18 protein-coding genes are annotated in these 20,355 nt (G+C 71.1%); 5 read left to right on the top strand and 13 right to left on the bottom strand.

Annotation, left to right across the window (positions count from 1 at the left end; translation table 11 throughout):
* Window positions 1–139: 139 nt before the first annotated feature.
* The gene (gene sthA / locus ACFYO2_RS23690; RefSeq protein WP_388352354.1) at window positions 140–1,543 is read left to right on the top strand and encodes a Si-specific NAD(P)(+) transhydrogenase; all 1,404 of its coding nucleotides are present in this window, start codon (window positions 140–142) and stop codon (window positions 1,541–1,543) included.
* 9 nt (window positions 1,544–1,552) lie between these two features.
* On the opposite strand, the gene ACFYO2_RS23685 is transcribed toward sthA, so the two are convergent.
* Window positions 1,553–2,089: a DUF5709 domain-containing protein gene (locus ACFYO2_RS23685; protein ID WP_388352351.1), complete on the bottom strand. Its 537-nt coding sequence runs from the start codon at window positions 2,087–2,089 to the stop codon at window positions 1,553–1,555.
* Window positions 2,090–2,442: 353 nt separating this feature from the next.
* Here ACFYO2_RS23685 and ACFYO2_RS23680 point away from each other — a divergent pair, with 353 nt between their 5' ends.
* Both ACFYO2_RS23680 and ACFYO2_RS23675 read left to right on the top strand, forming a co-directional pair.
* Window positions 2,443–3,915, top strand: coding sequence for an APC family permease (locus tag ACFYO2_RS23680; protein WP_388352349.1), 1,473 nt, complete (start codon window positions 2,443–2,445; stop codon window positions 3,913–3,915).
* An 11-nt stretch (window positions 3,916–3,926) separates the two neighbouring features.
* Entirely contained in the window at window positions 3,927–4,886 is a 960-nt protein-coding gene (locus ACFYO2_RS23675) for a hypothetical protein (protein ID WP_388352346.1), read from the top strand.
* Between the two features lie 77 nt (window positions 4,887–4,963).
* Here ACFYO2_RS23675 and ACFYO2_RS23670 read toward each other — a convergent pair whose 3' ends face one another.
* From ACFYO2_RS23670 to ACFYO2_RS23645, 6 genes are all read right to left on the bottom strand, one after another.
* Window positions 4,964–5,254, bottom strand: coding sequence for a DUF6355 family natural product biosynthesis protein (locus tag ACFYO2_RS23670; RefSeq protein WP_388352343.1), 291 nt, complete (start codon window positions 5,252–5,254; stop codon window positions 4,964–4,966).
* Window positions 5,255–5,402: 148 nt separating this feature from the next.
* Window positions 5,403–6,566, bottom strand: a complete 1,164-nt coding sequence (locus ACFYO2_RS23665; protein WP_388352339.1) for a HoxN/HupN/NixA family nickel/cobalt transporter — start codon at window positions 6,564–6,566, stop codon at window positions 5,403–5,405.
* Between the two features lie 141 nt (window positions 6,567–6,707).
* Window positions 6,708–7,562, bottom strand: coding sequence for a proteasome subunit beta (gene prcB / locus ACFYO2_RS23660; protein ID WP_388352336.1), 855 nt, complete (start codon window positions 7,560–7,562; stop codon window positions 6,708–6,710).
* Between the two features lie 72 nt (window positions 7,563–7,634).
* Window positions 7,635–8,561: a YbhN family protein gene (locus ACFYO2_RS23655; protein ID WP_388352781.1), complete on the bottom strand. Its 927-nt coding sequence runs from the start codon at window positions 8,559–8,561 to the stop codon at window positions 7,635–7,637.
* 107 nt (window positions 8,562–8,668) lie between these two features.
* Complete coding sequence (locus ACFYO2_RS23650; RefSeq protein WP_388352333.1) at window positions 8,669–10,168, bottom strand: hypothetical protein; 1,500 nt, start codon at window positions 10,166–10,168, stop codon at window positions 8,669–8,671.
* A gap of 136 nt (window positions 10,169–10,304) precedes the next feature.
* Window positions 10,305–11,522 carry an MFS transporter gene (locus ACFYO2_RS23645; protein WP_388352330.1) on the bottom strand — a complete coding sequence of 406 codons (1,218 nt, stop codon included), beginning with the start codon at window positions 11,520–11,522 and terminating at the stop codon, window positions 10,305–10,307.
* 121 nt (window positions 11,523–11,643) lie between these two features.
* On the opposite strand from ACFYO2_RS23645, the gene ACFYO2_RS23640 reads away from it, so the two are divergent.
* Window positions 11,644–12,018: an ArsR/SmtB family transcription factor gene (locus tag ACFYO2_RS23640; protein WP_388352327.1), complete on the top strand. Its 375-nt coding sequence runs from the start codon at window positions 11,644–11,646 to the stop codon at window positions 12,016–12,018.
* Here ACFYO2_RS23640 and ACFYO2_RS23635 read toward each other — a convergent pair whose 3' ends face one another.
* The 3 genes from ACFYO2_RS23635 to ACFYO2_RS23625 all read right to left on the bottom strand — a co-directional run bounded on the left by ACFYO2_RS23635 (window position 12,019) and on the right by ACFYO2_RS23625 (window position 15,620).
* The gene (locus tag ACFYO2_RS23635) at window positions 12,019–14,373 is read right to left on the bottom strand and encodes a glycoside hydrolase family 65 protein (protein WP_388352324.1); all 2,355 of its coding nucleotides are present in this window, start codon (window positions 14,371–14,373) and stop codon (window positions 12,019–12,021) included.
* Entirely contained in the window at window positions 14,370–15,107 is a 738-nt protein-coding gene (locus ACFYO2_RS23630; RefSeq protein WP_388352321.1) for a beta-phosphoglucomutase family hydrolase, read from the bottom strand. Before ACFYO2_RS23630 ends, ACFYO2_RS23635 begins: the two co-directional genes overlap by 4 nt.
* 117 nt (window positions 15,108–15,224) lie before the next feature.
* On the bottom strand, window positions 15,225–15,620 hold the full coding sequence (locus tag ACFYO2_RS23625) for a nuclear transport factor 2 family protein (RefSeq protein ID WP_388352319.1): 396 nt from the start codon (window positions 15,618–15,620) through the stop codon (window positions 15,225–15,227).
* A gap of 87 nt (window positions 15,621–15,707) precedes the next feature.
* Between ACFYO2_RS23625 and ACFYO2_RS23620 the strand changes: the two genes are divergently transcribed.
* Window positions 15,708–16,421: a nucleoside/nucleotide kinase family protein gene (locus ACFYO2_RS23620; protein WP_388352316.1), complete on the top strand. Its 714-nt coding sequence runs from the start codon at window positions 15,708–15,710 to the stop codon at window positions 16,419–16,421.
* Window positions 16,422–16,663: 242 nt separating this feature from the next.
* Here the strand turns inward: ACFYO2_RS23620 and ACFYO2_RS23615 are convergent, their stop codons facing one another.
* The 3 genes from ACFYO2_RS23615 to ACFYO2_RS23605 are packed head-to-tail and all read right to left on the bottom strand — an operon-like array spanning window position 16,664 to window position 20,195.
* Complete coding sequence (locus ACFYO2_RS23615; protein WP_388352313.1) at window positions 16,664–18,382, bottom strand: hypothetical protein; 1,719 nt, start codon at window positions 18,380–18,382, stop codon at window positions 16,664–16,666.
* Between the two features lie 2 nt (window positions 18,383–18,384).
* Window positions 18,385–19,287 carry a carbohydrate ABC transporter permease gene (locus ACFYO2_RS23610; protein ID WP_388352311.1) on the bottom strand — a complete coding sequence of 301 codons (903 nt, stop codon included), beginning with the start codon at window positions 19,285–19,287 and terminating at the stop codon, window positions 18,385–18,387.
* Complete coding sequence (locus tag ACFYO2_RS23605) at window positions 19,284–20,195, bottom strand: carbohydrate ABC transporter permease (RefSeq protein ID WP_388352308.1); 912 nt, start codon at window positions 20,193–20,195, stop codon at window positions 19,284–19,286. Before ACFYO2_RS23605 ends, ACFYO2_RS23610 begins: the two co-directional genes overlap by 4 nt.
* Window positions 20,196–20,355 lie beyond the last annotated feature (160 nt).

Below are 20,355 nucleotides of genomic sequence, written 5' to 3'. Positions count from 1 at the left end.
CGGCCGGCCTCCCCGCGGTGCTCGCAACTGCCGCCTTCCTGTCACCAGTTCCCGGGCAGCACTTCCGTGTCCCCGGTGCGGCAAGGCAGTTGACCGTTCGGCCTTACCAAGCGGGCACGAGGACTGCCACACTCCGGAGGTGCCCGACTTCGACATGCTCGTCATCGGATCCGGTCCCGGCGGCCAGAAGGCCGCCATCGCCGCGGCCAAGCTGGGCCGCCGGGTGGCCGTGGTCGACCGCCCCGACATGGTCGGTGGGGTCTCCATCCACACCGGCACCATCCCCTCCAAGACCCTGCGCGAGGCGGTGTTGTACCTCACCGGTCTCACCCAGCGCGATCTGTACGGCCAGAGCTACCGGCTGAAGGAGGACATCACCGTCGGCGACCTCACCGCCCGCACCCAGCACGTGGTCAGCCGTGAGGTGGACGTCATCCGCAGCCAGCTGTCCCGCAACCACGTCTCCCTCTTCGCCGGCACCGCCCGGTTCGTCGACGCCCACACCGTCGCCCTGCTCGAGGCCACCGGCCACGAACGGCTGGTCAGCGCCGAGCACTTCGTGATCGCCACCGGCACCCGGCCCGCGCGGCCGGACAGTGTCGAGTTCGACGGGCGGACGATCATGGACTCGGACAACGTGCTCGCCGTGGAGCGGGTGCCGCGCTCCATGGTCATCGTCGGTGCCGGTGTCATCGGCATGGAGTACGCGTCCATGTTCGCGGCGCTCGGCAGCAAGGTCACCGTCGTCGAGAAGCGTGTCGGGATGCTCGACATGTGCGACGTCGAGGTGATCGAGTCGCTCAAGTACCACCTGCGGGACCTGGCGGTGACCTTCCGTTTCGGGGAGACGGTGGCCGCCGTCGAGCGCCATCCCAGGGGCACGCTCACCATCCTGGAGAGCGGCAAGAAGATCCCGGCCGACACCGTGATGTACTCGGCGGGCCGGCAGGGCCTCACCGACGACCTGGACCTCGACAAGGCGGGGCTGTCGGCGGACGCGCGGGGCCGGATCACGGTGGACGAGCACTACCGCACCGAGGTGCCGCACATCTACGCCGTCGGTGACGTCATCGGTTTCCCCGCGCTGGCGGCGACCTCGATGGAGCAGGGGCGGGCCGCGGCCTACCACGCGTGCGGGGAGCCCGTCGCCCGGATGCACAACCTGCAGCCGATCGGCATCTACACCATTCCCGAGATCAGCTTCGTGGGCCGGACCGAGGACCAACTCACCGAGGACCTCGTGCCGTTCGAGGTCGGCATCTCCCGCTACCGGGAACTGGCCCGCGGTCAGATCATGGGTGACTCGCACGGCATGCTGAAGCTGCTGGTGTCCCCCGAGGACCGCACCCTGCTCGGGGTGCACTGCTTCGGCACGGGCGCCACCGAGCTCATCCACATCGGACAGTCCGTGATGGGCTGCGGCGGCACCGTCGACTACCTGGTCGACGCCGTATTCAACTACCCGACGCTCGCGGAGTCCTACAAGGTCGCCGCCCTGGACGCCACGAACAAGCTCCGCCTCATCGACCGGATCGGGGACTGAGCGGCCCGCTCAGCCGTCCTCGTCGTCCAATAGCACGTCCGCGAGTTCGTCCTGCGGTCCGTCGGGGAGGATCGTGTCGTCCTCGACGACATGGACGGCGGCCTCCTCGGCGCCGGCGGCTCCGGCGTCGATGCCCACGTCGGAGGCGACCTCCTCCTTGGTGGTGTCGGTGTGGGCGCCCTCGTCGGGGGCGACGAGGCGGCCGGCGCGGTCGGTGCCCGCCTCCGGGTCGATCGGTTCGCCGTCCCCGTCGGGGGCGTCGCCGATGCCGTCACCGACGGGGACGGGAGAGTCGGGAACCTCCTGGGCGAGGCGCTGGTCGAGACTCTCGCCGTCGTGCTGTTCGGCGGCGGTGGTGCCGTACTTGGTGACGCCGAGCGGCTTCTCGGGCGGCGAGTAACCCTCCGCGAGGGTCTCGTCGTACGTCCGCTCGTCGACGGCGTCCTGCATGTCCAGCGGCGCCGCGTCCTCCTGCTCCTCGTTGGTTCCGGTGGGCTGGTAAGCGTCGTCCGCCATCGATTCGGGGTTCGACCGCTCCGTGTCCATCGTCGCCTCCCTCGCGCGTGGCACTCGTCTGTGTCGGGTGTCCCGATCCGCGTTTCCCGGTACGGGATCTCCAACCTCGAAACAGGTACGGGAGTGGGGCTTTCGACGCCTCGGGAGGTTACTTCCCGGTCAATCTTGAAAGCTCAATGAGTGCCGCTATCATCACACGCACACACGGTGTGACCGTTTGGCAACGCAGCGACCGCGCGGTATCCGCCACCCCTTCTTTCTCCTCACCGCCCCCGGCCCGAGGCCATCCCTCTCCGGTCCGGGGCGGAGCAACCCCCCACCCCTTTTTACGCCGCCTGGGCCCTGCCGGCCTCGCGTCGTGCACGACGGAAAGCAGCACAACGATGAGCAATCTCAGGGGCAGAGGGCTGCAGGCCAACGCCCTCGGTACGTTCGACACGGTGGTGATGGCCATCGCGGGCAGCGCCCCGGCGTACTCGCTGGCCGCGACCACCGCGGTCCTGGTCTCCGCGGTGGGACTGGCGAGTCCCGCGGCCCTGCTGTACTGCGCGATCCCGATGCTCGGCATCGCGCTGGCGTTCAGCTATCTCGGCCGGATCGACGTGAACGCGGGCGCCAGTTACTCGTGGGTGGGGCGTACGCTGCACCCCTTTCTGGGGTTCCTCAGCGGCTGGGCGCTGGTGATCTCGGCGACCATCTTCATGGTGGCGGGTTCGCTGCCCGCCGGATCGATGACGCTCGCCCTTTTCGACGAGGGGCTCGCGGACCACACCGCGCTGTCCACGGCGGTCGGCGCGGCCTGGTTCCTGGCCATGCTGTTGGTCGTCCTCGGCGGGGCCCGGCTCACCGTCCGCGCACAGCTCGTCATGTCGGGGGTGGAGCTGACCGTTCTGGCCCTGTTCGCGGTCCTCGCCCTCTTCCACACCGGCAGCGCCCGGGCCTTCGACTGGTCGTGGCTCGGGTTCGGCCAGTTCGACGGTGTGTCGGGCTTCGCGTCCGGGGCGCTCATCGCCGCGTTCTACTACTGGGGCTGGGACGTCACCAGCAACCTGAGCGAGGAGACCCGCAACAGCCGTCGTACGACGGGACTGGCGGGCCTGATCGGCGTCGGCATCGTCTTCCTGCTGTTCGAGGCGTTCACCATCGCGGTGAACGTGATCCTCTCCTCCCGGCAGATCGAGGAGAACGACGCCAACGTGCTGGCCGTGCTCGGCGAGGAGGTGTTGCCGGGCTGGGGCGGCAAGCTGCTGATCGTGGCGGTGATGCTGTCCACCATCGCCACGCTGGAGACCACGCTGATCCAGGTCACGCGCTCGCTGTTCGCGATGGGCCGGGACCGTACGATGCCGTCCGCGCTCGGCCGGGTACACGCCCGGTGGAACACACCGTGGGTCGCGATCCTGGTCGTCGGCACGGTGGCGCTGGTCATGCTGATCGCCTCCAACGCCCTCGGCACGGTCGGCGACATCCTCTCCGACGCCATCTCGGCGATCGGTCTGCAGATCGCCGTCTACTACGGGCTGGCCGGGCTCGCGGTGGTCGTCGCCTATCGCAGGATGCTGCTGAAGTCGGCGGCGAACTTCGTCTTCGGCGGGCTGTGGCCGCTGCTGGGCGCCCTGTTCATGTTCTGGGTGTTCGTCGAGTCGCTGAGCGGGCTGAGCACCGCCGCGGTCACGATCGGCATCGGCGGACTGGCCGTGGGCCTGATCCCGATGCTCTGGTACTGGCGGCAGGGCAGCGAGTACTACCGGCCCGCGAAGCTCGACGCCACCCGTACCGTCGAGACGGACTACGTCCCCGACGACCGCGTCGGCGCGCACTCCCGTGTCCACGAGGGTCTCTCCACCGACTTCTGAGGGAGACTCCGATGGCGCGAGACCGCTTCACCCCCGACTTCGACCCCGACTGCGGAGACAGGGCCCTCAGCTCGACCCGGCACGACATCGTCATCGGCCGCTGGCAGGGAGTGCGCGCGCTGCTGCGCGCCACCGGTCCCGACTGGGTCGCCCGCGGCCATCGCGTGCGGCTGCTCGCCCAGGCCTGCACCAGCAGTTCCACGTCGGAGACGTGGCTGGCGGCCGAGCCGTACGACGCCGACGCGCTGGTGCTGTACGCGGCGACCGAGACGGCCCGGGCGTTCAACCTGGCCATCGCCGCGGGCCGGGGCGCGCCGATCGGCCGGCAGCGCGTCGACAGCGCGGTCATGGCCTGCCTGCAGGCCGCCGAGGCCTATCCGGAGGACCCCACCCCGTGGATCTCGCTGATCTCCGTGGCGCGGCTGTACCCGTCGGGGGTGCGCCGACAGGAACTGGGGCGCTGGTGGGACGAGTTGCACGGGCGGGACCAGTACAGCGTGGAGGGGCACCTCCAGGTGCTGCACTACTACTCGTCCCGCTGGCACGGCTCGCACGGCCTGATGTACGACTTCGCCCGCGACGCGGCGGGCGTGGCACCGCCGGGCTGCGCGCTGCCGGTGCTGGTGCAGTACGCGCGGGTCGAGGAGTACCGGCACACCCTGGAAGCGGCGCAGGGCAGCCGGGCGTCCGTGGGCCTCGGCCAGCACTGGGACAACGACGGCGCGATCAGTGACGTACGGCGCACCTGGCAGCGCTGGATCATGGGCCGGGCCGAGAGTGCGGTGGCGCCGGGCGAGCTGCGTGACGTCCACTACCTGGCGCACGCGGCCTGTTGCGCGGGTCTCGAGGACGTCGGCGCGTCGCTGCTGCGGATGCTGGGGCGGCGGGCGACGCGTACGCCGTGGTCGTACACCGGCGATCCGGAGAAGCAACTCGTCAAGTGGCACGGGGAGTTCAGGCTGCGGGCCTGAGCGGGCCGGGAAACACGGAGTGCTCCGTACCGCCCGGGGCCGGGCGGTACGGAGCACTGCCGAGGAAGGACCGCTCGTCAGCAGGTGCGGCCGACGTAGTGGGCACCGCTGATCTCGCTCGCGGACCCCAGCCAGGACCTGCCCGGTCCGACACATCGCTCGTAGTCGGGTGCGAACGCGACCTCCACCTTGATGACGACGTGTGAACCGTCGGACGTGCAGTGGTTGTAGAAGGCGTCGGAGCCGGTCTCGTAGAACCCGCAGGGGTCGGCCGCCGCAGGGCCCGCGGCGGTGGTCACCACGCCCATGGAGCTGAGCACGAGGGCGGCGGAACCGAGGGCACTGGTCACCAGACGACGAACACGCAAGACAATCTCCCAGGTGGGTGAGGGGTTGGACTGCCGCCCCAGGATGGCCCCTTCGCCCCGGCCGTTGATCGATTGCCGTGGCCTTTCACCTGGCGAATCGTTCTGTCGCTACTCCACCGGAGTGAGTGCGGCCGGTTCTTCCGGCCGGCTACTCGGCGCCCCGCTCCGCGGCCTGGGCCAGGCCCGCCGTCCACTTCTCCTCGATGCGGCCGGCCTTCCACACCACCAGGGCGACGATCCACGTGGCGACGAACAGGCCGACGATGACGAAGCCGAGGATGTTCAGGTCGAGGCCGGTGATCCGGCTCCAGAAGGCGCCGTGGAGGTGGAGTCGCTCGGCGAGGAGGCCGAGGAGTTCGACGGTGCCGATGAGGAGGGCCACGGCGACGGACAGGCCGGTGATGGTGAGGTTGTAGTAGACCTTGCGGACGGGCTTGGAGAAGGCCCAGCCGTAGGCGAAGTTCATGAAGGTGCCGTCGATCGTGTCGAGGAGGGACATGCCGGCGGCGAACAGCACGGGCAGGCACAGGATCGCGTACCAGGGCAGGCCGGAGGCGGCGCCCGAGCCGGCCAGGACGAGCAGCGCGATCTCGGTGGCGGTGTCGAAGCCGAGGCCGAAGAGCACGCCGAGCGGGTACATCTGACCGGGTTTGGTGATCGACTTCATGACGCGGCCGAGGAGACGGTTCATGAAGCCGCGGTTGTTCAGCTGTTCTTCGAGGGCGGCCTCGTCGTAGTGGCCGGAGCGCATCCGGCGGAACACCTTCCAGATCCCGGCGAGGATGACCAGGTTGATCGCCGCGATGACGTAGAGGAAGGTCCCGGAGACCGTCGTACCGATCAGGCCCGTGACGTCGTGGAGCCGGGAGTCGCCGTCGCGGACCGGTCCGGCGACGGTCTTCACGCCGAGCGACAGCAGCAGCGCCAGGGCGAAGACGACGCTGGAGTGGCCGAGCGAGAACCAGAAGCCGACCGACAGCGGCCGCTGTCCCTCGCCCATCAGCTTGCGGGTGGTGTTGTCGATGGCCGCGATGTGGTCGGCGTCGAAGGCGTGCCGCATGCCCAACGTGTAGGCGGTCACGCCGATCCCGATGCCGAAAGACTTCTCACCGATGCCGTAGTGGTGCGGCGCGACGATCGCGACCAGCGTGAACCAGCCGATGACATGCAGCGCCACGACCGCTGCGGCCATCCCGCCCACCCTGATCCACTCCTGCCGCGTCATGGAGCCGCGGACCCGGTGCCGGGCCGAGCCCCTCTCGGGGGCGGTGGCGGGGAGGAGGGGCGGAGTGGAGTCAGGGGCGGCCGTCATCGGGGGGAGGATCTTTCTTTCGGTGTACGGCCGCGTCCAGCAGCCTCGTGCCATCCTCCAGCAGCTGCAAGTGATGTGCAGTAAAGCCCGTGACAGGTCTTCACCACGAGTGGGGAAAGCGCCCGGTCAGCAAGGTGCGCGTCACGGCCTGGCGTTCGGTCCATCCGGCCTGCCGCGGCGCTGCTCGACCATCTCGCGGCTCAGTTCCTCGGTCTCCGGTTCACTCAGCCGCTCGAAGCCGTCCTCGGTGATGACCGACACGATGGGGAAGATCCGGCGGTTGATGTCGGGGCCGCCGGTCGCGGAGTCGTCCTCGGCGGCGTCGTACAGCGCCTGGAGCGCGGCCAGGGCGGCCTCGCGCCGGTCCATTCCCTTGTGGAACAGCTTCTTCAACGCGCCCCGGGCGTAGGGCGATCCGGACCCCTCGGCGTGGAAGTCGGTCTTCTCGTACAGGCCGCCGGCGACGTCGAAGCCGAAGATGCGGCCCCGCTCGCCCTCGGGGGCCAAGGGGTCGTAGCCGGTGAGGAGCGGTACGACGGCCAGGCCCTGCATGGCCTGGCCGAGGTTCTGCCGGATCATGCCGGCCAGGCGGCGGGCCTTGGCGTTGAGGGTCATCGCGGTGCCCTCGATCTTCTCGAAGTGCGTCAGCTCGACCTGGTACAGCTTCACCATGTCCACCGCGAGGCCGACGGTGCCGGCGAAGGCGACCGCCGTGTAGTCGTCCGCGGGATGCACCTTCTCCAGGTCGCGCTGGGCGATGAGGTTGCCCATGGTGGCCCTGCGGTCGCCGGCGATCAGCACGCCGTCGCGGTAGGCGACGGCGAGCACGGTGGTGCCGTGCGGCACCTGGTCGGGTGCGGCGACCACGCCGTCCGGCAGAACGCGGCGGGTGCTGAGGAGCTCCGGGCGGTGCGCGGCCAGGAACTCGGCGAAGGACGACGTCCCCGGGGTGAAGAACTCATCTCCTAACCGCCCGCCGTTCTCGTCCCACGTCATGGCATTCCCCCTCGTCTGCGGACCGACAACCGGACTCCTACCAGATGCGGGCGGACGGGAAACGCCGGTCGGTCACAGCGCCTTGCGGCGGATCAGGATCCCGAGCACCAGCAGGCCCGGGACCAGCGGGAGCCACACGGTCAGGAGGCGGTAGCCGAGCACGGCGGAGGCAGCGGCGGCGGCCGGGGCTCCGGCGGCGGCGAGGGCGAGGCCGAGCGCGGCGTCGAGGGAGCCGAGGCCGCCCGGGGTGGGCAGCAGGGCGGCGGCGCAGCTCGCGGTGAGGTACAGCAGGGCGACCAGTGGCGGGTCCAGCGGCAGCCCGACGGCCCGGGTGACGGCGATCAGCACGACGGCGTGCATCAGGGCGAACGCCAGCGAGCCGCCCCACAGGGCCGCCGCCCGCCGCGGTCGCGCGTGGACGGCCCTGATGTCCGCCAGCACCAGACCGAGGGCGTGCCGGCAGCGGGGCCACAGCCGGACGCCCAGCAGGACGGTGCCGCCGAGCGCCGCGCCGACAAGGGCCGCCCAGCCGCCCCAGCCGGGTGGGATCCGCAGGACGCCCGGGCAGGCGCCGGCGAGTACGGCGATCAGGGCACCCCGCGCGATCCCGCCGGCCGTGGCCTTGACCGCGACCGCGGTCGCCGAGCGGCCGGCCGGCATTCCGCAGCGCATGAGGAAGCGCAGGTTCACCGCGCCCGCGCCGAGCCCGGCGGGCAGCACGTGGTTGGCGGCGGAGGCGGCGAACTGGGTGGCCGCGAGTCGCCCCGGAGGCAACCGCCGGGTCACGGCGCCCTGTTGGGCGAGCGCCGAGCACAGCCAGGTCGCAGCCGCGGCCGTGGCACCGACCAGCAGCCAGCCCTGGTCGGCCACGGCGAGCCGGAGGGCGCCGGTCTCCAGCAGGGGCCAGTGGCGCCGGGCCAGCCAGACGGCGGTCACCAGGACGCCGAGGGCGAGGACGGTGTGCCAGTAGGCACGTCTTCGGGCAGGCGTGACGGCGATGCCCTCGGACGCTACGCCGACCCGCCCCGGCACCCCGGCCTCCACGACCGGCTCGGACGGCACACGGGCCCGCCCCGGCGCTCCACCGTCGACGACCTGCTCGGACGTCACGCGGGCCCGTCCTGGCGTTCCGGCGTCGGCGCGAGGCGCGCGTCCAGTCCCGCCAACCGGTGCCTCTCCCAGCCGCGGGCGTACGAGGGCGGCGCGGCGCCGGGCCGGGTGAGGACGGCCGTCGGCATGCGGCGGGCGGTGCGCAGGATGTCCGCCCGGGTGCTGTTGGCGTTGGGACCGCCGGTCGCAGCCGAGGAGCAGCCGGTGTAGTAGCCGACGGGGATGGCCTCGAGGCCCGTGAGCAGGCAGGGCGGGCGGACGCCCAGCCGGTGCAGGTCGGCGGCGGTACGGGCCCAGTCGCGGCGGTCGGCGGTGGTGCGGTCCACCGTGTGACCCAGGACGACGTACTGCACCGCCAGATGCCCGGCCAGACCGACCGCCAGCAGGGCCGCCGCCACCGGACGCCACCGGACGGCCGGCGTGGTGACCAGGTGGAACAGGGCGTCGGCGACCGGGATCGCGAGCAGTGCGTAGGCGGGCAGCAGGAAGCGGGGAGCCGCGTACCCGATCATGAACAGGTAGGGCACGGCGGCCGTCGTGGCGCAGGCCAGCGGCAGCAGGGTGGGCGCGGTGCGCCGGGCCCGTACCGCGACCACCAGTGCGACGGCGGCGAGCAGGGGCAGGACGAACCACCAGGCCATGACCGCCGGGTTGGGCATCGGTCCGGTGCACGGGCGGCACAGGGTCCGCCCGACCAGGCTGCGCAGTTGGTCGTCGACGGCGAAGTGCAGGCCGAGTCCGCCCTGGATGTCGGAGGCCTCGGACAGCCGCCGGCCCAGGCCGCCGTAGCCGACGTACGCCTCGATCACCCACTCCCCCGCGCCGGCGACGAGCCCGCCGAGGAGCGCGACCGCGAGCCGCCACCGGCGGGCCGTCAGCACCAGGGCGAGCAGTGGCAGCGCGACCCACACGGCGTCGGCGGGCCGCATCCACGCCATGAGCGTGGCGCCCGCCGCGACACCCCACAGGGCCGCCCGGTCGCGGCGGTCGGCGCGGGCGCGCAGGACGCAGCCGACGCAGACCAGGGCGCCGACCGCGACCCAGTAGTTGGGCATGGCCTGCGGGCCGTAGAAGAGCGTGATCCACAAGGAGGCGAAGAGCGCGCCGCCCAGGGCCAGGACCCGGGTCGGGAACAGGCCGCGCCACACGCGCAGGGCCAGGTGGAGGCCGAGGCCGGAGAGGAGGGCGAGGTAGACGCGGAGCAGTTCGGTGGAGGTCGACCAGGACGCGATCGGCGCGACCAGCAGGGAGACGCCCCGGGCACGCGGTGCGCTGAAGAAGGCCGCCGGGGCCTGGGTGCCGACCTGGCTGACATACACCGTCTCGTCCCAGCCGAGGCCCATGCCCGGTCGTACGAGGACCAGTTGGGCGAGCGTGAAGGCGCCGGCCACGGCCGCGAGCAGCCACTCGCCGCGCGTGTGCCAGGACGTGCCCGGTACGGGCGCCGGTTCGCCGCGTCGCATACCCGGCAGCATGGCGTTCGTGCCGTGGGCCATCGTCCACCCCTCACCCCTGCATGTCGTAGGGCTTATGAGACGAAGCTCGGAAAGCATGGACAAACTAACCCGCTTCGGACTGGCGTGCAGGGTGGAGTTCGGCCAGGTGCCTGAGGCCTGGCTGAAGCCCCGCGGGTCAGTCGGCCGTCCCGCGGGCCACGAACACCGCGCCCGCCAGGCCCGCGGCGGCGAGGGTCGCGGCGAACGCGGTCGTCGCCGCGGACAGCCCCACCGCGTCGCTGAGGTAGCCGACCGCGACGGGCAGCACACCGGCGGGGACGTACCCGCCGACATTCAGGGCCGCGTTGGCCTCCGCGAGGCGGTCGGTGGGGACGTGCGAGCCGATGAGGGTCAGGCCGCCGAGTTGCCCGAGTCCCTGGCCACCGCCGGCCAGGATCGCGGCGGCACCCAGCAGGGGCGCCGAGGAGAGGCGGACGGCCGCCGCCAGGAGCGCCATCGCCACGACGACCGAGGCCGCGCCCGTCAGCAGGATCGTGCGCACCGGCAGCCGGCGGACGGCGAACTGGACGGCCGTGGCGGCGGTGAACATGACGAACGCGGTCGCGCCGGCGACGATCCGGCTCGTCGTGTCGAGCACGTCGGCGAGCAGGGACGGCCCCAGGGACAGGACGAACGACGTGGAGGTGATGCCGGGCGCGAACACCGCGATGCCCATGAGGAGTCGGGGGCGATGCACGGGCGGCACGGAGGGCACCCGGATCCACGCCCCCGCGCGCGGCCCGGCCGGAGGGTCGAGCGGCATCCGCCACACCACCAGGACGGCGAGCGCGAGCAGGACGATCTCCAGCAGGAACACGGTGACCGTCGCCCCGGGAAGGGTCTCGGAGAGGACGCCCGCGAGCAGCGGGCCGGTGCCGGCTCCCAGGACCATCGCGGTCGACGCGAGCAGCGCGGCGAAGCGCCTGCGCCGCGGCCCTGCGACGTCGGCGACCGCCGCCATGCCCGCCGAGACCACCGCCCCCACCGCGACCCCGCTCAGCAGCCGCGCCACCACCAGCGCGAGCACGGACCCGGCAGTGGCGAACAGCACGCTCGCCACGACCCCCAGGGCCAGTGCGGGCAGCAGCACCGGCTTGCGCCCGACCCGGTCCGAGACCACGCCCGCCACCAGCAGCGCCGCGAGCAGACCGACGATGTATCCGGCGAAGACGAGGGTCAGCATCCCGGCCGAGAAGCCGAGCCGGTCCCGCCACACCACGTACAGCGGGGTGGCCGTGTTGGACAGCACGAACACCGCGGTCACCGGCCAGGCGGCCAGCCACACCGCGCGCCGCGGCGGACCGGGAGGACGCGCCGCGTCTGCGGACGGGACGGCGTAACGGGTGGCACGCATGAGCACTCCTCCGGGAGCAGTACGAGAAAAGTCGAACTACTGGTACGAGCGAAGTCGAACACATACGGCTGTACGATTCAACTCGTACTGAGGCTCGTACCGAACCCACGAGGTGATGGAGATGGCGTCGGCCACCAGGGCCCACCGTTTCGCCGGACCGTTCCCGGCCCCCGCCGACCTGCCCGCCCCGCTGCCCGAACCGACCCGTGAGGAACTGCGGTTGGAGGTGGTCATGGGTGCGCTGAGCGACCCGCTGCGGATGGGGATCGTCCGGACGCTGCTGCTGGACGCACAGGCGTACGACCATCCCTGCGGCTGGCTCGGTCTTGACCGGCCCAAGTCCTCTTTGACGCACCACTTCCGCGCGCTGCGGGAGGCCGGGCTGATCAGGCAGAGGCAGTACGGCCTCGAGCGGCGCAGCCATGTACGCGTCGAGGACCTGCAGGCCCGGTTCCCGGGCCTGCTGGACCTGGTCGCCGACTGGACTCCCGCTTAGTCAGCGGACGTCGGGGCTGCGGTGCGGGGGCTGGTCGGGTGCCGGGCGCGGGTTCTGGGGCGGTACGGGGCGGACCACGGGGCCGTCGCCGTTCACGGTCAGCAGGTCGCCGTGGTGGCGGATCGTCAGAGGGGCGCCGGAGAGCAGGGTGTACGTGGCCTTGTCCGGGCCGATCTCCACGCGCAGGCGGCGCCCCAGGAGCTGGACGGTGAAGGCGAGGCGGCTGAACCTGTCGGGCAGGCGTGGCGTGAACCGGAGTGAGCGCCCGTCGCGGCGAAGGCCGCCGAATCCGGCGACCAGGGCTGTCCAGGTACCGGCGAGGGAGGCGATGTGCAGTCCGTCGCGGGTGTTCTGCTCCAGGTCGGCGAGGTCCATGAGCGCCGCCTCGGCCGTGTAGGCGTAGGCCAGGTCGAGATGCCCGGACTGGGCGGCGACGACGGCCTGGACACACGCCGAGAGCGAGGAGTCCCGTACGGTCAGCGGCTCGTAGTAGGCGAAGTTGCGGGCGATCTGCTCCTCGTCGTGGAACTCCTCGAACCAGCCGCTGCACAGGTACATCGCCAGGACCAGGTCGGCCTGTTTGACGACCTGTTTGCGGTAGAGGTCGAAGTAGGGGAAGTGCAGCAGCAGCGGGTACTGGTCGGGGCGGGTGCCGGCGAAGTCCCAGCGCTGGTAGCGGGTGAAGCCGGCGTGCTGTTCGTGGACGCCGAGTTCGTCGTTGTAGGGGATGTGGACGGCCTCGGCGGCGTCCCGCCAGGCGGCGCTCTCCTCGTCGTCGACGCCGAGCCGGGCGGCCTCGTCCGGGTGGCGCCCGCAGGCGTCGGCGGCGGCCAGGAGGTTCGCCCGGGCCATCAGGTTGGTGTACAGGTTGTCGTCGGCGACCGCGCTGTACTCGTCGGGGCCCGTGACACCATCGATGTGGAAGACGCCGTGGTGGTCGTGGTGGCCGAGCGAGCGCCACAGGCGGGCGGTCTCCACGAGGAGTTCGATGCCGGTGTCGCGTTCGAAGTGGGTGTCGCCGGTGGCCGCCGTGTAGCGCACGACGGCGTCGGCTATGGCGGCGTTGACGTGGAAGGCGGCGGTGCCGGCGGGCCAGTACGCGGACCCTTCCGAGCCCTCGATGGTCCGCCAGGGGAACGCGGCACCGTTCAGGCCGAGTTGCTGGGCGCGCTCGCGGGCGGCGGGCAGAGTGTTCTGCCGCCAGCGCAGCGCCTCGGCGACGGAGTCGGGTGCGGTGTAGGTGAGCAGGGGCAGAACGAAGGTCTCGGTGTCCCAGAAAGCGTGGCCGTCATAGCCGGAGCCGGTCAACCCCTTGGCGGGGATGGCCCGTTGTTCGGCGCGGGCACCGGCCTGCAGGACGTGGAACAGGGCGAAGCGGACCGCCTGCTGGATCTCCTCGTCGCCGTCGACCTCGACGTCGGCGCGGGCCCAGAAGTCGTCGAGGTACGCCCGCTGTTCCTCCAGCAGGCCCTGCCAGCCGCTGTGCCCGGCCGCCGCGAGCGCGGCCTCGACCTGGTCGCTCATCGCGGGCCGGGAGCGGGCGCTCGACCAGCCGTGCGCGACGAGCTTCTCCACCCGCAGGCGCCGGCCGGGTTCCAGGACGGAGGTGACCGTCAGCCGGGACACGTCCACGTTGCTCTCGCTGCTGGTCGTGGTCCGCTCGGGCCCGTCGATGACGTGGTCGGCGGCGACGGCGACCCGGAGGCCGCTGCGGCGGGTGCGGTGCACGAGGCGCTGCCTGAGGCCGGAGGCGAAGTCCTCCTCCGGTTCCAGGGGTGACTTCAGGGCCCGGGCGGCGCGCGGGTCGCCGTCCGGGTCGGGCAGGCTCTCGTTGGCGACGAGTTCCGACTGGATCACCACGCGGGTCCGGCAGTCGACGGGTTCCACCTCGTACGCCACGGCCGCGATCGCCCGCTGGGTCAGGGAGACGAGCCGCGTCGAGCGCACCCGTACCCGGGAGCCGGCCGGCGAGATCCACTCGCAGGTCCGCTCGAGGACTCCCCTGCGCAGGTCCAGGGTGCGTTCGTGGGCGACGAGCCGGCCGTAGCGCAGGTCGAACGGCTCGTCGTCGACCAGCAGCCGCAGCACCTTGCCGTTGGTGACGTTGATGACGGTCTGGCCGGACTCCGGATAGCCGTAGCCTGCCTCGGCGTAGGGCAGTGGGTGCAGTTCGTGCACGCCGTTGAGGTAGGAGCCGGGCAGGCCGTGCGGTTCGCCCTCGTCGAGGTTGCCACGCCAGCCGACATGGCCGTTGGACAGCGCGAACACGGACTCGCTCTGGGCGAGGACGTCGAGGCCCAGGTCGGTCTCGCGCACGGCCCAGGGTTCGACGGTGTACGCCCTGTGGCTGATCACGCCTTGCCTCCCAGTTCTGCCAGGTCCTTCACGACGACGTTCGCGCCGTGCGCGTACAGGGCGTCGGTCTGTCCGACCCGGTCGACGCCGACGACGTACCCGAAGTGGCCGGAGCGGCCCGCGTCCATGCCGGCCAGGGCGTCCTCGAAGACGGCGCAGCGCGAGGGATCGACGCCCAGGTCGTGTGCGGCGGCGAGGAAGGTGTCGGGGTGCGGCTTGCCCGGCAGCTTCCGCTCGGCGGCCACCACGCCGTCGACGCGAACGTCGAACAGGGACTCGGCGTCGATGGCGCGCAGGACGTCACGGCAGTTGGCGCTGGAGGAGACGATCGCGGTACGCAGGCCGCGCGCGCGGACCGCTTCGAGGTAGCGCAGCGTGCCGTCGTAGGCCTCGACGCCGTCGGTGCGGATCTTCTCCAGCACCAGGTCGTTCTTGCGGTTGCCCAGGCCGTGCACCGTCGGGGTGTCCGGCAGGTCGCCGGGGTCGCCTTCGGGCAGTTCGATGCCGCGGGAGGCGAGGAAGGTGCGGACACCGTCGGCGCGGGGGCGGCCGTCGACGTACTCGTCGTAGTCGGCATCGCTGAACGGCCGGAAATGCTCGCCCTCGCGTTCGCGCAGGAACGCGTCGAACATCTCCTTCCAGGCCGCCGCGTGCACGACGGCCGTCTTCGTGACCACACCGTCGAGGTCGAAGAGGCAGGCCAGGATGTCTTCGGGTAGTCCGAGCTCCGTCATACAGGACACGGTTCCCCGCCAGACCGCTTCCAGTGGGTGGCGCACGCCACACAAGGAGCACTTCACGACAGACTCCTACGGCCCGACGCGCGTCTTACGACCTGACGCGCGCCGGGCTCAGTCGTGCGGGAACGAGTGGTGCTCGTGGGCGACCAGCCAGCGGCCCCGTTCTTTGCGCAGGCCGAAGGTCAGTCTGAGGCGCAGTGTGGGGTGTTCGGCGAGTTCCTCGGGTGAGCCGCACCGCAGCAGGGCGTGCGCGTAGGCGACGTCGGTGCCGGCCGTGACATCGAGGGTCACGATGTCGAAGCAGGCGCCCTGGGCCTGCCATGCGAAGAACGGCGGCCAGATCGCACGGTAGGCGGCCAGGCCGTGGATGCCTTCGTCGGGCGGCGGCACGTCGAACATCACGAGGTCCTCGGCGTGGTCGGCGAGGACGCCGTCGAGGTCGCCCCGGTGGACGGCTTCGGCCCAGTTGGTGATCAGAGTGCGGATCTGCGCCTGGTCGTCGGACATCGAGTCGGCTCCCTAACTCCCCTGGGAACCAGACTGCACTGCCGACCTGAAGTCATCGACCCGAGGTCGGGTGACACACTCGCATACGTGCCGCTGACCTTCGACGACCTCCTCCGCCGAGCCCACGCCCTCACCCGCCACGGCCGCCGTGCACTCCTCGGCATCGCGGGCAGCCCCGGCGCGGGCAAGACGACACTCGCCGAACGCCTTGTACGGGCGCTCAACGCCGACGGTGACCCGTGGGTGGCGCACGTCCCCATGGACGGCTTCCACCTCGCCGACGTCGAACTCGTCCGGCTCGGCCGACGCGACCGCAAGGGTGCGCCCGACACCTTCGACGCGGCGGGGTACGCGGCGCTGCTGCGGCGACTGCGCTCCCAGGAGTCGTACGGCGAGGTCGTGTACGCGCCCGGCTTCGAACGGGTGCTGGAGCAGCCGGTCGCGGGGGCGATCCCGGTGCCGCCGTCCGCCCGGCTGGTCGTGACGGAGGGGAACTACCTGCTGCTGGACACGGGCGCGTGGGCGCGCGTCCGGGCCGAGCTGGACGAGGTGTGGTTCTGCGAGATCGACGAGGAGGAGCGCCTGCGGCGGCTGGTCGCCCGGCACGAGGAGTTCGGCAAGGGCCACGAGGAGGCGGTGGCGTGGGTACTGGGTTCCGACCAGGACAACGCCGGGCTGGTCGCCGCGACGCGGGAGCGGGCCGACCTGGTGGTGCGGGGCGTCGTGGGGTGGCCGGACGGGGCTGGACATCACCGTGCCGGCGGTGGACCGGGGACAGTTGGAGCGGACGCCGGCGGGTGAGCGGGAGGGGCTCCCGCACGAGGCCATGGACCCCGACGACGAGGACGGCCGCCGCTTCCCCATCATCCGCTCGTTCAGGTGGAAGGCGAGGCCGCGGTGCACCGCCTCCGGCAGGCGCGGGTCCTTGCTGCCCTGCCGGGCGAGCGCCAACAGCGAGGTGATCCCGAGCGAGGCGTCGCCGATGTCGTCCACGCAGTCGGGGTGTGCGAGGTCGCCCTCCGGCGTGAGCCGGGCCAGCGGGGTCACACGACAGGTGCGGGCCGGCGGGCGTGCAGTGCGACGGTCAGTGTGTGCGGGCCGAGTCCACCGATGTAGACGCGGTTCCCGGTCGTCGCATCGGTGCCGCCCACCACGGTGTAGTCCTGACCCGGGTCGTAGCGTAGTACGTCGCTCCGGTCCGGCCCGGCGAGCGGTTCGCCTGCCTCGACGTCGGCCTCGACCTGGATCTCGTCGTCGCCGACCCGGTAGGTCATCAGCCCGGTCGTCAGGCACCAGCGTCCGTCGCCGATCGGTACGGCGCCCTCTGGCACGCCGCCCGGCCGGAAGGTCAGTTCGAGGGCCCAGGGGACCCGTGGTCCGCTGATGTCGATCCGCAGGTCGGCACCGTCCTCCCTCAGGTCCACCTCGACTCGGGTCGTGTGCGAGACCTCGTCCCGAGGCCGGTCCGGGAAGGCCATCGCGGCCGAGAAGCGTCCCTCGTCCGCCATTCGGTAGGCGCCGTCGTCCCGTCGCCGGTCCGGCGGGAGCGGCTGGTAGTAGGCGGCCGTGAGGGTTTCGGTGAGCTGGTACCGGTTGTCGGCGAGCTGTTGCATGCCGGCGGCGCGGAACGGGCCCAGGTCGAAGAATCCCCGTGAGAGGCGGACCGCGTCGAGGACGGCGTCGCCGGCGAACAGGCGCAGGAAGGTGGGGTTGCAGGCGAGACCCGAGCGGATGCGCCGGTGCTCAGGGACGTCGGATCCGCCGTACACCACCGTGTGCACATCGGCCGAGGCGCGTGCGGCGAGGCGTGCGGTGGTGAGGTACCGGTCGCGCGGAAGTGTCTCCGCGGCCGGGTCCGGCATGGCGCGGCACAGGTCCGGGGTGAGGAGGGTCTCGGCGAGCAGGTCGGGGTCGTCGATGCCGCCGGCGGCCGCCAGCCGCGCCGCCCGGCTGAAGTCGCCCCGGCCGGTACGGATCGCGAGCAGCCGGTAGTGCGGCAGGTAGGGCGCCAGCGGGAACGGGTGGTTCTGGTCCTGCCGTCGCGAGTGGACGGTCTCCACTGTGCCGTCCGGCCTGATGAGGTCCAAGGTCGTGGCGAGATTGCGTTCGACGGCGTCCACGAGGTCGGCTCTGCCGAGCACGTCGGCCAGCAGGAGCAGCGAAGGGTTGGACACGTGGGCCGCGTAGTTGGCGCTCCGTTCCGAGTACAGGCCCTCCGCGTCGATGTCGACGCCCTCGGCGAGCCACGCCTCGATGCGGTCGAGCAGCCGGTCGTCGGGGAACGACCGGTGGAGCCGGGCCAGCGCCGCGCACAGCTCCCAGCGATGGTTGGGGGTGTGCACCCCACCGGTCAGGAGACTGCCCAAGGCGGCGCCGGCGATCTCGGCGAGCGCGGCCGTGACGTCGCGCAGTTCCGGCCCCGCGCCGGCGGCGAGAACGTGCGCGTCGCACACGTCGTTGACGGTGAACGCGGAGTCCGGCGGTGACTGCACGTTGTCGCCGCCGGCGAAGAGGCCGGTGGTAGTCTGCGCGGCCCGCAGGGCGCGGAGGTGGGTCATCGTGGCGGCGATGGCCTGCCTGCTGCCGTGCAGTGCCGAGTCCGGGGAACGGTATGCCGCGACCAGGGTCTTCACCCGGCGGGCCAGGCCGCGGTGCGGCACACCGGCGGGTTCCTCGTCGGGGCCTGCCGCCAGCGGGGCGGCCAGCCGGTCGGCGGCGGCGGCCACCGCGCGGACGAACTCGTGGTCGAGCGGGGTGGGCACGGTCAGTCCTTCAGTCCGGCGTTGATGTCGGCGCTCATGACGTAGCGCTGGAAGACCAGGAAGATGGCGATCAGAGGGATCATGGAGATGACCGATGCGCCGAGCAGTACCGACCAGTTGATGTTCTGCGCGCCGACGATGCTCTGGATGCCGATCTGCACGGTGAACTTGTTGGGGTCGTTCAGCATCAGAAGCGGCCAGATGTAGTCGTTCCACCGCCACTGGAAGGACAGGATGGCGAGGGTCAGCATGATGGGCCGGGAGAGCGGCACCATGATCCGCAGGAAGATCGACAGTTCGCGGGCGCCGTCGATGCGTGCGGCTTCCACGAGTTCGTCGGGAACCGTCAGGAAGAACTGGCGGAACATGAAGCATCCGGTCGCGGTGAGCACGGCCGGGAGGATGATGCCGGCGAACGAGTTGTAGAGGCCGAGGTTGCGGACCACCAGGAACTCCGGGGCGAGCATGACCTCGGACGGCAGCATCGTGGTGGCCAGGATGCAGATGAAGAAGACCTTGAGCCACTTGTTGTCGTACTTGGCCAGCGCGTACCCGGTACAGCAGCTGACACCCACCGTGAGGATCGTCGTGATCACGCACACGATGGCCGTGTTGATGAAGTACTGGGAGAAGTTGGCACTGTCCCACGCTGCCTTGAAACCCGACAGGGTGGGGTTGTGCGGAACCAGCGTCAGCGGATAGGAGAACAGATCCGAGGCCGGCTTGAGGGAGCTGAGGATGAACCACAGCACCGGCAATCCGTACAGGCACGCCAGGATCCACAGCAGTGTCGTCGCGGGCACCGCCCGCCGGAGCCCACCGGTGCCCGCACTGCGGGGCCGCTTCTTGGAGACGGCCCGTCCGGGATCGGCGTCGACCGGGCGTGGGATGTCTGTGGTTGTCATCGGTTCTCCACCCGCCGGTTGACGATCAGCTGGATGATCGCGACGGCCATCAGGATGAGCATGAGCACGAATGACGCGGCGCTCGCGTAGCCGATCTGGCCCCGTTTGAAGCCGGTCTCATAGATGTACTGGACCATCAGGTTGTTCGACGTTCCGGGTCCGCCGTTGTTGAGGGCGACGAACACCGGGTATTCCTTCATCGCGTTGATCGTGTTGAGCAGGATGACGATGAACGAGGTGGGCGCGATGCTCGGCAGCGTGATGCTGATGAACTGGCGCCATGGGCCGGCGCCGTCGAGCGAGGCCGCCTCGTAGTACGACACCGGTACGTTCTTGATCGCCGCGATGAACAGCAGCATCGAGAAGCCCGTCCAGGCCCAGGATGCCGCCATTACCACCACCATCAACGACAGGTCCGCGTTCGACTGCCAGGGAACGGCACTTCCGCCGAGCTTCTCGATGACGTAGTTGACCAGTCCGAAGTTCTCACCGAACAGCCACCGCCACAGGACACCCACGACGATGGGCGACAGAAGCCACGGGATGAAGAAGATGACGCGGGCGACCGACGCGCCCTTGGCGTGCTTGCTCACCACCAGGTTGGCGGCGAGCAGCGAGACCGCGAAGTTCAGCGGAACGAAGAGCACGGCGTACAGCAGCGTCCGGGTCAGCGCGTCGTAGAAGGTGGAGTCCCCGAAGAGGTTGTGGTAGTTGTCCAGTCCGATGAACTGGAACGCCCCCACACCCGTGTAGTTCGTGAAGGAGTAGACGAGCCCGATCACCGCCGGCCAGACGAAGAACAGCGCGAAGAGCACGACATTGGCCGTGATGAGGACGAGCGGCGCGACGATGTACTTGTTGCGTCTCCTGGGCGGGCTCACGGACACGTCCGAGGCGCGTTTTGTCATCTTCCTGACTCCGTGCTGGTGGAATGGATTGCTGCGGGCTCACGCCATGAGCCCGGCATCACGCGGGCACCCAGGGCCGGGGGGGGGGGGGGGGGGGGGGGGGGGGGGGGGGGGGGGGGGGGGGGGGGGGGGGGGGGGGGCCCGGGGGGGCGGGGGGGCG

The sequence above is a fragment of the Streptomyces sp. NPDC006602 genome, assembly GCF_042870385.1.
Lineage (GTDB): Bacteria > Actinomycetota > Actinomycetes > Streptomycetales > Streptomycetaceae > Streptomyces.
The sequence above is the reverse complement of the archived record's forward strand: the minus strand, read 5'-3'. Positions and strand labels throughout refer to the sequence as shown.